General features: G+C 48.5%; 10 protein-coding genes. 7 read left to right on the top strand and 3 right to left on the bottom strand.

Annotated elements, in window-relative coordinates; translation table 11 throughout:
- The first annotated feature begins 62 nt into the window (after positions 1-62).
- Positions 63-1,718 carry an alpha-L-fucosidase gene (locus F0L74_RS24510; RefSeq protein WP_149840547.1) on the top strand — a complete coding sequence of 552 codons (1,656 nt, stop codon included), beginning with the start codon at positions 63-65 and terminating at the stop codon, positions 1,716-1,718.
- Here F0L74_RS24510 and F0L74_RS24505 read toward each other — a convergent pair.
- Positions 1,705-4,155 (bottom strand): TonB-dependent receptor, encoded by a 2,451-nt coding sequence (locus F0L74_RS24505; RefSeq protein ID WP_149840546.1) that lies wholly within the window; start codon positions 4,153-4,155, stop codon positions 1,705-1,707. The genes F0L74_RS24510 and F0L74_RS24505 overlap by 14 nt on opposite strands.
- 214 nt (positions 4,156-4,369) lie before the next feature.
- Here F0L74_RS24505 and F0L74_RS24500 point away from each other — a divergent pair, with 214 nt between their 5' ends.
- The 3 genes from F0L74_RS24500 to F0L74_RS24490 all read left to right on the top strand — a co-directional run bounded on the left by F0L74_RS24500 (position 4,370) and on the right by F0L74_RS24490 (position 7,078).
- On the top strand, positions 4,370-5,533 hold the full coding sequence (locus F0L74_RS24500) for a sensor histidine kinase (protein ID WP_213087069.1): 1,164 nt from the start codon (positions 4,370-4,372) through the stop codon (positions 5,531-5,533).
- Positions 5,534-5,539: 6 nt separating this feature from the next.
- Positions 5,540-6,280 carry a LytR/AlgR family response regulator transcription factor gene (locus F0L74_RS24495; RefSeq protein ID WP_149840545.1) on the top strand — a complete coding sequence of 247 codons (741 nt, stop codon included), beginning with the start codon at positions 5,540-5,542 and terminating at the stop codon, positions 6,278-6,280.
- Between the two features lie 69 nt (positions 6,281-6,349).
- Entirely contained in the window at positions 6,350-7,078 is a 729-nt protein-coding gene (locus tag F0L74_RS24490; RefSeq protein WP_149840544.1) for a hypothetical protein, read from the top strand.
- Positions 7,079-7,083: 5 nt separating this feature from the next.
- On the opposite strand, the gene F0L74_RS24485 is transcribed toward F0L74_RS24490, so the two are convergent.
- Together F0L74_RS24485 and F0L74_RS24480 are read right to left on the bottom strand one after the other, a co-directional pair.
- Positions 7,084-8,298 carry an O-antigen ligase family protein gene (locus tag F0L74_RS24485; RefSeq protein WP_149840543.1) on the bottom strand — a complete coding sequence of 405 codons (1,215 nt, stop codon included), beginning with the start codon at positions 8,296-8,298 and terminating at the stop codon, positions 7,084-7,086.
- Entirely contained in the window at positions 8,249-10,195 is a 1,947-nt protein-coding gene (locus F0L74_RS24480; protein ID WP_149840542.1) for a discoidin domain-containing protein, read from the bottom strand. The genes F0L74_RS24485 and F0L74_RS24480 overlap by 50 nt, the downstream gene beginning before the upstream one ends.
- A gap of 204 nt (positions 10,196-10,399) precedes the next feature.
- Here F0L74_RS24480 and F0L74_RS24475 point away from each other — a divergent pair, with 204 nt between their 5' ends.
- The 3 genes from F0L74_RS24475 to F0L74_RS24465 all read left to right on the top strand — a co-directional run bounded on the left by F0L74_RS24475 (position 10,400) and on the right by F0L74_RS24465 (position 16,929).
- Entirely contained in the window at positions 10,400-11,899 is a 1,500-nt protein-coding gene (locus F0L74_RS24475) for a hypothetical protein (protein ID WP_149840541.1), read from the top strand.
- Between the two features lie 441 nt (positions 11,900-12,340).
- Positions 12,341-15,436, top strand: coding sequence for a SusC/RagA family TonB-linked outer membrane protein (locus F0L74_RS24470; RefSeq protein ID WP_149840540.1), 3,096 nt, complete (start codon positions 12,341-12,343; stop codon positions 15,434-15,436).
- Between the two features lie 20 nt (positions 15,437-15,456).
- Positions 15,457-16,929, top strand: coding sequence for a SusD/RagB family nutrient-binding outer membrane lipoprotein (locus F0L74_RS24465; protein WP_149840539.1), 1,473 nt, complete (start codon positions 15,457-15,459; stop codon positions 16,927-16,929).
- Positions 16,930-16,958: the final 29 nt, after the last annotated feature.

Raw genomic sequence — 16,958 nt, 5'->3', positions numbered from 1 at the left:
TTTTTAAGCTGATGGGAGAAATTGCGTATATTGTCTGATATAGCCCATAACCCGAAACAATTATGAAACGAAGAGCCCTCCTCAAACAGCTTGCCATTTCAGTTCCTGCGTTGGCAATAACAAGACATTTGAATGCTGCTGCTAACATTATTCCCGGTATTGGTCAGATGATACAGAAAGGCCCTTTCCAGCCCTCCTGGGATTCCCTTTCCGCATACCAGGCGCCTGATTGGTTCCGTAACGCAAAGTTCGGGATGTGGGCACACTGGGGGCCGCAGTGCCAGCCGGAAGCAGGCGATTGGTACGCCCGGTCCATGTATATAGAAGGCAGCAGCCAGTATAAGATACACCTCGAAAAATATGGTCATCCTTCCAAATTTGGGTTCAAAGATGTTATCAATACCTGGAAAGCGGACCAGTGGGACCCTGAAGAGCTGGTAGCGCTTTATAAGAAAGCCGGCGCCAGGTATTTTATGGCGATGGCTAATCATCACGATAATCTCGATCTATTCAATAGCCGCTACCAACCGTCCTGGAATTCCACGAAACAAGGCCCTAAAAAAGACCTCATCGGCGGTTGGGAAAAAGCAGCCCGCAGGAACGGTTTGCCCTTTGGCGTAAGCATACACGCGGCACACGCCTGGAGCTGGTACGAAACAGCGCAACAAGCGGATAAAACAGGCGCTTTTGCTGGGGTTGCCTATGATGGCAAGCTTACAAAGGCAGACGGCAAAGGCCTTTGGTGGGATGGGCTGGACCCGCAGGAACTGTATGCGCAGAACCATCCTTTAAGCGAAGGCAGCGGCGATCCCCGTACAATCCACCAGCAATGGAACTGGGGCAATGGAGTATATGTGCCTTCAAAGGCATATTGTGAGAAATTCTTTAACCGGACCATGGATCTTATTGATTCCTACAATCCAGACCTGCTTTATTTTGACGATACAGCTTTGCCGCTCTGGCCTGTCAGCGATGCCGGATTACGTATCGCGGCCCATTTATACAATAAAAGTATAAAGCAGAAAGGAAAACTGGATGCCGTTATTTTTGGCAAGATCCTCGATGAGCAACAGCGCAAATGTATGATCTGGGACATTGAGCGCGGTCAAAGCAACCAGATAGAGCCGCTGCCATGGCAAACCGACACCTGCATTGGTAGCTGGCACTATAACCGCGATATTTATGATAAGAAACGGTACAAAAGCGCGCAGACCGTTATCCAGATCCTCTGTGATGTGGTAAGCAAAAACGGCAACCTGCTGCTTAATATCCCTGTAAGGGGTAATGGCGCTATCGATGAGCTGGAACGCGGCATTGTCGTGGAAATAGGCCAGTGGATGGCCCTGAACAGCGATGCGATCTATGACACCAGACCATGCAATGTATTTGGGGAGGGGCCGGCGATGGAAGATGCGGCGCCGCTATCCCGGCAGGGATTTAATGAAGGAAAAGGAAAACCATTCACTTCGGCGGATCTACGTTTTACAACGAAAGGGGATCATATTTATGCCATTGCCCTGGGATGGCCGGAATCTGGAAAGCTAACTATCAAAAGCATGAAAGAAGGCAGCGCATTGGTGAAAAAAAGCATCTCCGGCGCCCAACTGCTGGCAACGGGCGAGAAACTTTCCTTTACCCGCGACCAGCAGGGCTTGCATATCACGCTTCCTGAAAATAGGCCTGCATTGTCCTACGCAACGGTCTTTAAAATTTCCTGATACGCGCTCTTTCGTCCTGCGACCCGCTTTCCGCTGTTCTCTGGTTGGCGCGCGTAGTACCAAACGACCGTGAATAACTAACCTTTATGATCTGTGACCGGGTACTTTCTGTGCTGAAGGGCACGCGGCTTTTCAGATTAAACGCCTCTTCGGTAATGGCGCCGTAATTGTTGACGATACGTATAGTTTTAAAGATATCCAGTACTGATAACTGCAGCGTTCCCCTGTTCCGGGACAGCTCCTTTTTTACGCCGCCATTCACGGCGCCGTAACCATTTACTTTTTTAGATCCGTCGTAGGCTGTGGAGTTATACCAGCCTGATATTTCAATGGCGTAACTCCGGGGCAGTGTAAACAGCTGGCTAAAGTTAACAGCATAAGCGAGATACGATTTTTCAACCGGGCGGGCCGTATAGTCGAGTTTAAACTGCCTCCAGCCGCCGGTAAAACCATAGTTCATCGTATACCAGCTGCTGATCTTAACCGGCATATTGGTTTGAAAGCTGAGATTATCCTGGTAAATAAGGTTCTGAGGTGAAAGCACCATAAGATCGCCGGCAGCATTCGCCGAGATCTGGTAGCGGGCAATCGGGTAGTCATCCCTGCTTGCCAGTATGGAGAAATTGTATTGCCTGTAATTCATACCTATTTTCAGGGTATTGGTAATGGTAGGGCGCAATAAGGGGTTGCCCGTTTCAACCGATGTGGGGTCACCATATACCACAAACGAGGCCAGGTCATTATAGGTGGGGCGGCTGATCCGTTTGGTATAGGATAATAACAGGTCCGAACGCTCGTTGGCTTTCCAGGTTAAAAATAGGGTAGGGAACAGTTTGCCCAGTTTCCGGTCGGCAATGATTGCTTTGGTGTCAAGCTCATTCATTTTGGTACGGGAATACTCGTAGCGTACACCGGCAGATAGCTCAACCCGCGCGCTCAACTGTGCGTTCAGGGAGGTATAGGCCGCCCACATGTTTTCTTTCATGATCATATGATTGTTCGTTGTTGACCGGCTTACCCATTGCCCGTTCTGCAGGCTTTCTATACCGGACAGGCTGGTATTCTTTGTAAAGGCGCCCTTAACGCCGGTTTCCAGTTTCAGCGCCGGCGAAAGGGGCTGCATATAATCTATTTTGCCAACAGCTACTTGGATCCGCGAGTTGGATGTGCCTCGCTGATCCGGAGAAAACCGGGGATCATTACCCGGGGGAGGATTTCCGTTCTGATCAAGGAAAATGCTGTATACATTAGTGGGTTTGTTATTTGTATAGTACAGATGGTCGGCTGCTATATTGAGCTGTCCGCCACCCGCCAGCGTCTTTTCCGCAAACAGGCTGCTGATCAGGTTATGCCATTTGTTCACGCCTTTGATATCCGCATCCAATATATACTTTGATCCCGTTTCAACATCATATTCAGCATGGTTGACCACATGTTCAGAAACATGACTGTAATTATAACTAACGCTGCCGCCAAGGGTATACGAGCGGATGCGGGCGTCAAAGCCGGCATTCACATTATGGCTGTTCATAGTGGGTTGTATATCGCTCCGGGCTAAAGAGGCCGTATACCCGCCCAGCACCGGCACATTATCAGTAGCCAGGGAATACCAGTCTACATTGCTTCTGTCGCGCGAGTAAGTGTAAGCGCCATATACATTGGTATTGCCTATATTATGCGCCAGGCTCGCGCTGCCGGATGCTTTTTCTGCCCAGCCATAACCGCCGGTGAGGGAAATGGAGCCCTGGTCCCTGTTCTTCTTCAGCACAATATTGATCATACCGGCGCTGCCCTCCGCATCATACCTCGCCGGAGGTGTTGTCATTAATTCAATTTTCTCAATATCATTTGCGCTCATTCCTTGTAACAGCGTAAGTAATTGATCGCCGGAGAGGCGCATTAGTTTACCATTCACCATTACCATCACCCCATTTTTGCCGTTCAATGCAATGCTGCTAGCCCTGCGGTCGATAGCAACGCCCGGCGAGCGCTCCAGCACCTCCATCACAGAGCTGCCTTTGGTCAATACGCTGCTGCCCACATTCACCACCATACCATACTGTTGTTGCTGAAGAAGGGGCCGCTCTGCCCGTACTACCACTTCGCTCAATTGCTTTGATTGTGCTGTCAGTACCTGGTTGCCAAAATTCCTGTTGCTATCAGTTGTTGTCAGCACAAATACAGCTGAATGGGCGGTTATATAACCTATATAGCTGAAACGTAAAATATAGCTGCCCGCGCCAATATCTTCCAGCTGATAGGCGCCCTGTTCATTCGTAAGCGCAGCTTTTACCAGCGAGCTGTCTGCGCTTTTCAACAGCAGTACATTGGCATAGGGAATTGGTTGGCCATCCGGCAGGGATACTTTTCCGGATACCTGGGCAAAGGCTTCCGTTAGCAATAATAATAGCAGCAGGCTACAACAGGTAGTTTTCATTATTATCTGTTTTGATGATAACAAAGAAAGCAGTGCGGGAGAACCTAAGGAATTTTGAATGACTATCAGCAGCAGTTAATTGATGAAGCGCATAAAACCGGTCAATTACAGGAAAAATGCCCCCAACAGGTAAATAACGCCATTTACCTGTCAGGTTAAGCAGGTCAGCATTTATTTCATTCCGTTCATATATCCGGCCCCGCAAACCGGTAAAATGAATGTAACTTTAAGCAAGCGCCTTTTTATGATGCTCAACAATAGATCAGGCCTGCACTGGCTTTTAAAGTATAAATTATACCACATCCCTTTCTGGTGCCTGTACCATTACCTTTGGTGGGTGGTAGCGATGGGCAACCCGCTAAAGGCAGCCAGCTATATTTTCATTTTGCCCTACACGGTCAAATTTGCTTTTTACGTTATCTTTCAGGCAGTTGCCGTATACTTCAACCTGTATTTCCTTATTCCCCGTTACCTCGAAAAAAGCCGGTACGCCCTATACATCAGTCTTTTATTGCTCACCATCGGCAGCGCGGCTTCCATCATAGTGTCAGGATATTATTTAGGCGCTTTCGTATCGGGAAAAAGCTTCGAGGCCCTATATGGACCGGGCACTTATTGCCTTTTCTACTTTTTTGGCAATGCGCTGCCTTCTACTTTTGCCAGCATCACCCTTGCCATGAGCATAAAGCTTACCAGGAACTGGTTGCGTACCCGTAAAAGACAACAACTACTGGAAAAGGAAAAACTGGAAACGGAGCTGAACTTCTTAAAGAACCAGTTCAACCCCCATTTCCTTTTTAATACAATTAATTCTATATTTTTCCTCATCCATAAGAACCCGGACAAGGCCTCTGTTTCATTGGCTAAATTTTCGGAATTGCTGCGTTACCAGTTATATGAGTGTAATGATAAACAAATACCCTTAAGTAAAGAGATCACGTACCTCGAGAACTCAATAGCATTGGAAAAGCTGCGGCTCAATAGCAATGTAGCCATTGACTTCCAGGTGCAGCAACAATATGCGGAAGATATGGGTATTGCGCCGTTTATATTAATGACCTTTGTGGAAAATGCATTCAAGCATGTTTCAAAACATACTGACCAGCAGAACTGGATCAGCATTCAACTGAATATAGCGTCGCATACCCTTGATTTTTCTATTTCAAACAGCAGCGCACCGGACCCATTTGGAAACACCAACGGTTACAGCGGTATTGGTCTTAAAAATGTACAAAGAAGGCTCGATCTGATCTACCCCGGAAAATATAAGCTGGATATTCAAAACAAGGATACTGTATTTGCGGTAAAACTGCATGTATACCTGTCTGAGCTTGCAAATCCGCAGCTAATGCCGGATACAGCTTTAATATACAAATAATTGACAATGATCAACTGTGCTATTATAGATGATGAACCGTTGGCCCGGGAAGGTATTGCCAGCTATGTAAGCGATATCAGCTTTCTACAACTGGCAGGGACCTGCGAGAACGTACTTGAATTTATAAAACTGTCGGAACAGCAGCCGGTTGATCTCATTTTCCTGGATATACAGATGCCAAAGATCAGTGGCATAGAGTTCCTGAAGATGCTGCAAAAGCCGCCTATGGTGATCATCACCACCGCTTTTGCGGACTATGCCCTGGAAGGTTTTCAGTTAAATGTACTGGATTACCTGTTGAAGCCCATCACATTTGACCGGTTTTTTAAAGCGGCCGCCAAAGCAAACGACTATTATAAACTCCTTACCCAACCCGCTAAGGCAGAAGGGCAGGATAGTACGGAAACCGCAGACTATTGCTTTATAAAATGCGGCAGTAAGTATGAAAAGATCTTCTTTGACGATATCCTGTTTGTAGAAGGCATGCAGAACTATGTTACCCTTTACACCCGCAAGGGAAAGTATATGACCATGCACTACCTGAAAACGCTGGAACAGCATTACCTGGATAACAGATCATTCATCCGCGTACATAAATCCTATATCGTATCGGTCAGTAAAATAGACAGCATCCAGGGCAATGAGATCTTTATACAATCGCACCGCGTGCCCATTAGCCGTAATTTCCGGGATCAGGTGATGCAGCAGGTGGTAAGCAGTAAACTATGGGATAGGTCCAAGTTATAGGCGCTTCCGCCCGCTGGCGGCTATTTGAGCTAAATTATGCTTATATTAGTATTGCAAAATTACCCCATTATGAAGAAAATAGCCCTGGCCTTTGTAGCGCTATTTGCAGCCACTACGTCCCTTTCCGCGCAAGATTCCACGGGCGCTGCCCAAACTACGCATATCGCAAATATCCTTGACAATTACAGGCTGGTCAATACTTACTTTACGGTGACCGGTTTCCGCCCGGTAGATAATACGGTCGGTAGCCCTTACCTGTACGATGATTGGGGACGCCTTTGGATAGATTCCATGGAAAACAAACCTGTAAAACACTCCGTAGGGTACGAAGCCAATCTGGACCTGGAAAAGAACGCTATCATCATCCGCGCTAGCGGGGGACAGGCATATATACCTGAAAGCGGCAATATTCAGGCATTTCACCTGGTGAAAAATGATGTGCCAGCCCATTTTGTGAACCTGAATATAGACGGTCGTCCGCAATTCGTTCAGCTGATCGCAGCAGGTAAATATTCATTGATCAAAGCAACAAAGATCAGGTTTGAACGTGCCAATTTTGTGGATAAGGGAATGACGCAGACCGGGCATAACTATGACGAATACAGAAGAGAGTATACTTACTATCTCCTGAAGGAAGGAGTCCTTACTAAAATAAACTTTAAAAGAAAAAGCTTTTTAGCTGCCGTGGAAAAGGATCCCGCAGCGTTAACCGCCGCAAAAAAATTTCTTGATAGCAATGATGCGTATTTTAATGAGCAAACCGCTGTTAGCCTGGTGCAGGCGGTGAATCAGTTATGAAACGCTCATTCTCCCATTTTCTTCTTTACCTGCTCCAGGATCTGGTCCACCCGGGCGGAAGGGATCTTTACCGGTTGCGCCAAAATAATTCTTCCCCATTTTTGCATGGCTGCCAGCCGCCCCTGCCTCTCATAAAAACTGAACAACTGCATTTTAGTAACAAAACGGTTAGGCACCATATATACGGCCTGCAGGTAACTGCTTTCAGCAGCCGTAATATCTCCGGCCAGCTCATAGGCCGTGCCCAGCTGCGCGAACAAGGTGTTGCGGGGGCGTAGCGCGGCGGCTTGCAGCAATATCCCCGGGGCTCTTTCTCCGTCTTCCATTTCCAGCAGGCGGGCGCCATACAATGCGAGGAACTCCGGCTGCTGTTGGAAATGGGGATAAAGCGCTTCGCAGGTGTGTAGCAGGGCCAGGCGGTTACCGGTTATCATGGCTGCTTTTGCATCTTTTATTTGCCGGTACTGCTGGAAGTGGAAAATCAAATGGGAATAATGGATGCCTAATGCCAGTAAAGCAGGCAGCCACGCATACTGCCATCGAAGACCTGCAATGATGCCGATAGCCATAAGGGCAAGGCACTGGTATACCGGCCTGTCGAAAACATGCGTAAAGCAGGCGGCTACCAACATAGCAGCCAGCTGTGTAATAGATATTATCAGCAAGGCGCTTTTACGTTGTCGCAGAGCGGAGGTCACCAACCATAATAGTGCCGCCAGCAATGCGGGTATCGCGATCATGGCTATCCAGCCGCCTTCTATGATCCATTGAAAATAATCGTTAAAGGCAAAATAGGAATTATCTGCTACCAGCAGTTCTGTGGTGGTATAATTGCCGTCTCTGAAATAGGCCGCCTGGTAGTTGTTGTAAACGGTCTGGAACTTGCCCCAGCCAATGCCTTGCGGAAAATGCTCCCGGAGGATATTGGCAGAGATCTTATAGATCAGCAGGCGGCCCTGACTGGAGCCGGTTTTCAAACAAAAAGCCAGGGCTATGGGCAATAACAATAATAATAATGCTGCTATCCAAAGCAAACGTTTACGCCGCCTGACAGCAGGATGCAGATACAGGCAGATCATTATAGCACAGGCATAGCCGGTTATGAAAGCGCGGTCCAGTGTGCAAATGGAGAACAGCAAAGCGCCGGCAGCTAATATAAAGGGCGTCTGTTCACCACCAAACCTGCTGTCCATTCTCATAAGTGAAAATACGTTCTTCATTGCCCTTACTTAAGTTATGGAGAATATATACCCTGCCTGCAGGCGCTTGCGGAAAGGAGAGCGGGGAGCCGGCTGCTATCTGCTTACCCGCATTCACCCATTTTTCGCCGTTCCAGTAGCTGAGGGCATAGGTGTCACCTTCCAGGATAAAATTGGTGTCGCTACGCGGGCAATAACGGATACGCCTGATAGTGTATGGCTTTCCAAGGTCCAGCCCTACCCAGCATACGCCGTTTTTAATACCGGAGAAATAGGTTTCCAGCTGTCCGTCAAATACATTCTGCAGGGCGGTGCCTGTTTCATCCTGCGACACTTCCGGGAAGCCAATTGTTTTGCCCTGCAGCACGGCGGTGTCGTTGCTATAGAACATTAGTTCCGCAATATTTGCCTTAATACCGTGGGCGGGTATAAAGCGTACATAGCGGAAGGGGTGGCTGGTAGTTACCGGGGCGGTTTCCAATTTTGCGGGAATACCGGTGACCGTAAACAGGTTTACGGAGTCGCTGAAATCGGGTTTATTAGCGCCCTGGAAGCGGCCGCCTACCATGGCGCCCATGTATTCCAGCATAGCCGGAAAACGGGGATATTTACGCAGCAGCTGCATGGGTTGTGGCTGGGCATTGCCCCGCAGGTAGCGGATCTGTCCGTTGTCCTGCAGGATAAACGGATCTGTAGCCGGGTAGTATTTACCCTGGTAATAGTACATCACTATATATAGCAGGTTCCTGCCTATTTTGCTAAAGCGTGCGTGTTTATTTTCGATGGGGCCATAGGCTTGTGCGCCCCAGCTGGAGGTGCGGAATGTACAGAGCACCGCATAACTGCGTGGAATGTCTGAGCCCCTGGTCAGCGGAATATCAAGATCGCTCACTTTGGTGTACTCCTCCGTTACATCGCGGCGGTACTGGTTAAGCAGTGACTCAGGTACTTGCTGTCCGGGTGGGGCTTCGCCGGTTTCCTGCAGCGCAAAGGTTTTGCGATATACTTTACTGTAACGGTAGGGGCAATCATAAATGCCGCCAAAGCCGGCGCCACCTGCATTAAATGCAAAACATTTGCCGTTTTCCTGCAACAGTGCCACCCATTCATGTCCGCGGTTCAGATCGCCCCATACCGGCACATAGTCTACCGCGGCTGGTATGCCATTGGCTCGCAGGGCTTGTGTTTCGTATTGACAGAGATGGGCGCAGGAGCCTCTGCGCGCCTTTTCCATTTCGCTCACGCTCATATCAAAAGGATAGAGGCGCATGGTATTGTTAAGTCCTATAAAAGCCCTTATCTGCTGGTTAAACTGATCGGTGAAGTCATAACTGTTCTTTGCCCTGGAAGTATCGCGCAATAAAGCAAAGCGCTCACGCAGGCGGTTATGGAACAGTTCCGGTCTTTCCCGGCCGGCGCGGTAGGGTAGCAGGTATTCACAGAACTGTTCAAAGCGGAGCTGTTTACACCAGGGGCTTTCTTTCCATACCTTAAAAGAAGCATCGATATGCGATATAAGGAAGCTGGCAGATAGCGAAAGATAATCCGGATGTACTTCTGCTTCCTGTGTCGTGGGCCTGCTGCCATAGGCGCTCACCAGGGAATCCCAGGCATGTTTTAGTATAGGCGAAGTAGTAGGCACTTTAATGCCTTTCCTGTGCAGGGAATCCAGTACGGTGAAAATACCGCTGAAATGCTGCACCGCATCGCCCTCATACGTAAAATGGCCAGGCATGTTGCTGATCAGGAAGTAGGCTGCACGTAATTTTTCCGGTTCGTTCCTGTAATGAGTGATCACTTTCTCCAATTCAGCGCGGTTATTACCGGCCATTTCCAACACGGCGTTTACACGGGAGGGTAAGTGATGGCAGGATAAAAAGATACAGGCTACCAGTAAAAGGGGTATAGGGTATCGCATAGGTGGAATTATGGTTTCAATATAATTATTTTCCCGCTTACTGTCCGGATGGTATTACTTATTTTAAAAATTTCCCTTACAAAATTTGCAGATATGCTTTCCCGTTATTAACTTCAGGCAGATTGATTTGTGCCCTGGTTACCTGTAGCCAATGATTTTAAACCCTTTTTCTCTTATTTCTCAACCTATACCAAAATTCCACTTATGAAACTAAGATCACCCCTTGTCTTGTTGCTACTATTAGGTGCGACCATGGCGGGAGTTTTTGTTGCGTGCCATAAAGAGGCCAATGCCCCCGGCAAAAAAGATAGCGGTGCTTCCCGTGTATTTACAGTAAAGGAAGCACGCCGGCATTTCTACAAAGAAGTACGTCCCGCTATGAAACAGCAGGTAAGGCCCACGGGTCCCGTTAAGCTCTACCCTGTATGGGATAAGGCCCAAACCTTTCAGGGAAGTGATTGCCAGATCATTGAAGTGCCTGTCTATTTTGAGAAACGGCAGATCATGGCTATCCGTTTAGCGCCACAAGGTGATACTATCGCCAGAACTACCGGGCCTGGCAAGCAGGAACTGGCTAATTTTGACCGCCTGGTGTTTTATAAATTCGCAGATGGTTCTATCACCGAAAAGCTGGTGACCTACATGCCGGAGACAAATTATATGGCCCGTCACCAGTATGATGCCAGTCAGAATACCTTGTGGGCGCTGGATAAGGACTTTTCCGGTTACCTGGTGCAACGCACGCTGGATGGTAAACCCATACTGGCCTATAAGGTGAAGAATGCCAAAATGGTCTCCAGGCTGGATTTTAATAAGGTGGTACGGGAAGAAGCCCGTAAGAAAAACGCCAGATGGGTAGAGACCTGCACCACAGAGAGTGTTATTATCTCATGGGAACAGCAATGTATTAAGGTAATGGTTGATGAACCAGATGGCAGCATGCATGAAGGTGATGAGTGTGTTGATGTAATAGTACTGAACGTATACGAAGTATGCACCACCACTTGGGAAGATGATAAGCCGGATTGCCTGATAACCCCGTCTGCGCCGGGATGTCCAACCGGGCCTTATAGCCCTGGTGGCGGCGGGTCTGACGATCCGGAGGAAGGTGTGGATCCGGTACCTTATATGGTGTCTACACCGTCGGCATCGTATCCTATAGAAAACATCAGCCAGTATCTGGCCCCATTTGATCTGTCTCAGACCGTGCCCGGTAAAGTGACTATTTACGTGGCGCAACCGGTTTGGGGGTCGAGGATTGGCTCATCCGGCGCCTACCTGGGAGGCACCTTCATAACCCTGGAGCAAACCGTGAATGGGCGTATAGTGCGCAGATCCGTAGGTGTATTCCCTTCGCATTCCGTCAATACAGATCATCCCGTTGCGCCCGCGCAGTTGGGCAATACGGAATGGTATTACTACACGATCAAATTAGACGGGGATATTGATGGCCATCAGTTTGTGCGCATCTACGACCTGATCTATGAAGCAGGTACCGGTACCTTTGATATAGGCGATACCAATGACCATTACCTGGGTTACCTGGTAGCCCAGGAAGCATTTGGCTTCTCCTTAACAAGGGAAAATATGCCTTACCCGCCCTTTCTCGTATGGACGGCAGGCAATCTGGCAGAGGACCTCAGAGAAGCCGGCGGCGTTTATACGCCATCCCCATTTGCTAACCCGGAGCCGAATATGAACTAGTTGGTATAATAAAAAAAAGACCGTCTCAAAACTAATTTTGAGGCGGTCTTTTTAAATATAGTAAGTACGGGTATAAGCACAGGAAGCATAAGTAATTCTGACGTATGTCAGGTTCCCATAGAAAAACCAGTACAGGACATGATCCCCAAATGGTAATATACAGATAACCCCCATTGTTTATTAATTGTAAACTTTACGTATTATTTTACCCATATTAAGTACTTAGCATAATAGCGCATATAAATGCTGTCATAGAACGTATAGGCTAGGACGTTAAGCCAGTACGTCCGCTGTGGCAGAGGATATTGTCATGCCATAGAACAGAATCAGCCTAATCTTTTCTTGTAGGTCCCTGTTAATATTTTGTTTACTATCACTTAACATTTCTAATACTATAAGTTAACATCCCGCGAATACATTTGTCCCCTATAACAATCTAATATGATGCAACGAACTAAAAAACACTTGCTCAAGATCTTTGCACTGATTTTGAGCCTTGGCTCATGGCCTCTTCTCTCCGAGGCACAGGAAGCACAACTAAAAGGCAAAGTCTTAGATGCCGCCACACAACAGAGTATAGAAGGGGCAACAGTAGTAATCCAGGGGACAACAAAAGGGGCAAGAACACTTGCAGACGGTACATTCTCACTAAACGCGGAAAAAGACGCGGTACTGATCATTTCATCCATTGGGTATGAGCAACAGCACGTCACCGTTAAAGACGGTTTTGTAAACATTACAATGAACGCCACTTCCCGCCAGCTGCAGGATGTGGTAGTAACAGCGCTGGGTATTACCAGCAAGAAAAGGGCCGTTGGATACTCCATCCAGGAAGTAAAGGGCGAGACCATGACACAGGCCCGGGAAACCAACCTGGTGAACGCGCTGGCCGGTAGGGTAGCAGGTGTGAACATCGTGAACGGCTCCAATAGCATTGGCGGCTCTTCCAAGATCGTTATCAGGGGAGAAACCTCCCTGGCCGGGAACAACCAGCCCTTGTTCGTGGTAGATGGTATTCCCATCGACAACTCCAACAGCGTATCCTCCACAGGCATGAAGATCGACTATGGCAATGGCGCCGGCGAGATCAACCCGGACGATATTGAGAACATCTCCGTGCTGAAAGGCCCCACCGCCGCAGCTTTGTATGGCTCAAGGGCCGGTAACGGCGTGGTGCTGATCACCACCAAAAAAGGAAAGGCTGGCCAGGGTATAGGCGTTTCTGTTAACTCCACTACCAGCATTGAAACCGTGATGTTGCTGCCTACCTATCAGAATGGATATGGCCAGGGACGCGGCGGTGTATATAACATCGGCGACGGCGGCAGAAGCTGGGGCCCTCCGTTGGATGGCAGGGATATGAAAGTGCCGGTTAACACAGAGTATCCGCCTAAAAATGGGGAAGTGGTTAAATGGGTACCCTATCCCGATAACGTAAAGGAATTCTACCAGACCGGCCGCACGCTTACCAATAATGTGGCAGTATCCGGCGGTAATGATAAAGGAACTTTCCGGGTTTCCTATACCAATTTGAACCAAACCGGCCTTGTACCCAATACTGATCAGAAAAGGGACAACGTTGCACTAAATGCCGGTTATAAGATCACCGACAAGCTTACCATCAATACGGCGGTTAATTATATTAATACAAACAGCAAGAACAGAACGGTGATCGGCTACGGTAACGAAAGCCCTGTGTACACCTGGATCTGGGAAGGCAGGCAGGTACGCACAGACAAGATGCGCGATTACTGGTTTAAGGGATATGAGGGTACACAGCCTTTTACCTATAACTACACGCTGAACGATAACCCATATTTTGGCGCATACGAAAACCTTAATGGTATGCAAAAGGACCGGTGGATCGGTAATGTTTCACTGAACTACCAATTCACACCGGAACTGAGCCTGATGGTGCGGACCGGTATGGACCAAAGCAATGAAAGAAGGGATACCCGCCGCTCCCAGGGTACCAACTCATACCGCCAGGGTATGTACAGGCTGGAAAAGCTGCTGTTCCAGGAAAGGAACTCCGACTTCCTGCTGACCTACCAGAAATCGCTGAACAGCGACTGGACCATTAAAGGATCCGTAGGCGGTAACCAGATGCGCCAGAAACAGGAAGATATCTCTGCCACCGCAGGCCAGCTGAGCGTACCGGGCGTTTATAACCTGGGTAACTCCAGCTTACCCCTGGCAGGTTCACAATATGATCAGAAATATGCCATCAACAGCTTGTATGGTTATGGCCAGGCAGCTTATAAAAACGCTATCTTCCTGGATGTTACCGCCAGGAACGACTGGTCTTCTTCATTGCCAGCCGCCAACAACTCCTATTTCTATCCTTCCGTATCATTGAGCGGCGTATTTACGGATTTCATGAAACTGCCTGCGAATTCACCGCTTAGCTTTGGTAAGGTACGATTGAGCTGGGCAAGGGTAGGTAATGATACCCGCCCTTACAGGCTGCGTAACGTATACGGCTACTCTACAGCATGGAGCAGCCTGCAAACAGTGGCGGAACCGTCGTCTATCGCAAACGCGGACCTGCTGCCGGAAATGCTGGATACCTATGAGATGGGGACAGAGCTGAAGTTCTTCAACAACAGGGTGGGCCTCGACTTCACCTATTATAATACTGTCAGCAAAAACCAGATCCTGAGCCTGCCGCTGGACCAGACATCCGGGTACACAACCCGTTTCCTGAATGCCGGTAAGATCCAGAGCCATGGTTTTGAGGTGATGCTGAACCTGGCGCCTGTAAGATCCAAAAACTTCCAGTGGGATATAATGGTGAACTGGTCTGCCAGCAGGGCAAAAGTAGTAGAGTTGGTAGACGGCCTGGACACTTATTCCCTGCCTAGCGGCCACCTGTCTAACCAGGCCAGGGTTGGCGGAAGAATGGGCGATATGTACGGCACCACCTACAAAAGGGATGCTGATGGTAATATTATTTACCTGAACGGGCTTCCGCAGGACGATCCTACCCTTAAAAAGCTGGGCAACTACAACCCGGACTGGATAGCAGGTATCTCCAACACCTTTAACTATAAAGGTTTTGTTGCCAGCTTCCTGCTCGATTGGAAATACGGTGGCCAGATCTATGATTATATGTATGTGCGCGGCAACGAAGCCGGTCAGCTGATTGAGTCGCTGGAAGGCCGTGAGCACGGTATCGTAGGTAAAGGCGTGATGCTTGCCCAGGATGGCAAATATGTGCCCAATAATGTAAATGTGTCCGCAGAAACCTATTGGGGCGGTTATTTCAATGGCGAATCAGGCACCTTCGACGCTACCTGGCTCAAATTAAGAGAAGTGAAACTGGGTTATGTGATCCCCCGCCGGGTGCTGGGCAGGTTCCCTATCAAAGATATCTCTATCATGTTCGTAGGCAGGAACCTCCTGCTCTGGACCAAAGTGCCGCATGTTGATCCGGATACTTCTTCTATGTCCGGTGACGCCGTGGTGGCTGGTGACGAGAACTTCTCACTGCCTTCCGCCAGAAGCTTCGGCCTCAATCTCAATTTTAAATTCTGATCATAATCATCTCTTTCGATATGAAAAAATTATTCCTACCATTTGTCATCTTTATAACTGTTGCGTTGGCAGGTTGTAAAAAGGATTTTGAATCCATCAACGCCAACCCCAATAACCCGGAGGTCATCAACCCGGAGCTGCTGATGGTGAACATCATCAGGGGAGTGGTTACCGAAATGGCCAACGACGCCTTTGAGCGCGGGAACATATTGATGCAGTACTCTGCTGAGATCCGCGAGCCGGGTATAGACCGTTACCGCCTGGGCGCTTACAACGTGTGGAGCAACGGGTACTCCAATCTCAGGAACGTGCAGAACTTGTATGATATCGCGGTGGAGAGGAACCTGAACAACTACAAAGGCATTGCAATGGTGATGCGCGCACTCATATTTTCCCGCATGACGGATTGTTATGGCGACCTGCCATACAGCGAGGCATTACAGGGTAAGAATGGGAAAGACGGCGGCGATCCCATTTATACGCCTAAATTTGATTCACAACAAGAGATCTACCAGGGGCTGATCAATGAGCTGAAACAGGCCAACGAGCTGTTAACAGCAAATGGCGAAGTTATTAAGAATGATATCCTCTTCAATGGCGATGTGCTGAAATGGAAAAAGTTCGCGAACAGCCTGCGCCTGCGCTTACTGCTGAGAAGATCCGCCAAAGTGGACCCTACCGCAGACATGCGGGAGATCATTAGCAACCCTACTGTATATCCTATCATGGACGCAGTTGCTGACAATGCAGCCCTGAAATACGTAGAATCTCCCAATCTTTTCCCTGTTACCGGGCAACGTGCCGCCTTCTTCCTGCAGCGCCGCATCGCTAAAACATTTGCAGATAAAATGAATGCCCTGCAGGACCCCCGCATGCAGATCTTTGGACAGCCAACCGTTGAATCTGTTGACAATGGCGCCCCAATATTTGCAGGTGTGCGCAATGGGGAAGAAGATGCCAACCTTAGCAGCGATATCGATAATAAAGTATCCGCAATAGGCGTGATCTACTACAACGGCCAGCAGGTGGCCGTACCTGCCCAGGGGCTTATCATGCTGGTGTCAGAGCTGAAGTTCATCCTCGCAGAAAGTGTGGTAAAAGGTTATATCACAGGAGATGCAAAACAATTCTATGAAGATGGGATCAAAGCATCTGCAGAGTATTATAAAACGATATCCGGCGTCAACATCGCTATAACGCCTGCCTACCTGAGCCAGCCGGGCGTTGCTTTCAATGATGCAAAGGCCCTGGAGCTGATCGGTACACAACGCTGGATCGCTATGTTCTTTAACGACTGGCAGGCCTGGCATGAATGGAAACGTACCGGCTTCCCGGTGCTCACGCCTTCCATTGTGAATTTCAACGGCAACCGTATCCCGGTTAGGCTGATCTACCCTTCTGATGTACAGGTGACCAACAGGCAAAGCTATGAAGATGCGGTAAAGGCACAAGGAATAGATGACATCAATACCAAAACCTGGCTGCTCAAATAAGCGGTATTTAATTTAACCCATAACCAGTA

The organism is Chitinophaga agrisoli (assembly GCF_008386695.1).
Taxonomy (GTDB): domain Bacteria; phylum Bacteroidota; class Bacteroidia; order Chitinophagales; family Chitinophagaceae; genus Chitinophaga; species Chitinophaga agrisoli.
Note: the sequence above shows the minus strand (reverse complement) of the source record. Positions and strands in the feature narration are given on the sequence as shown.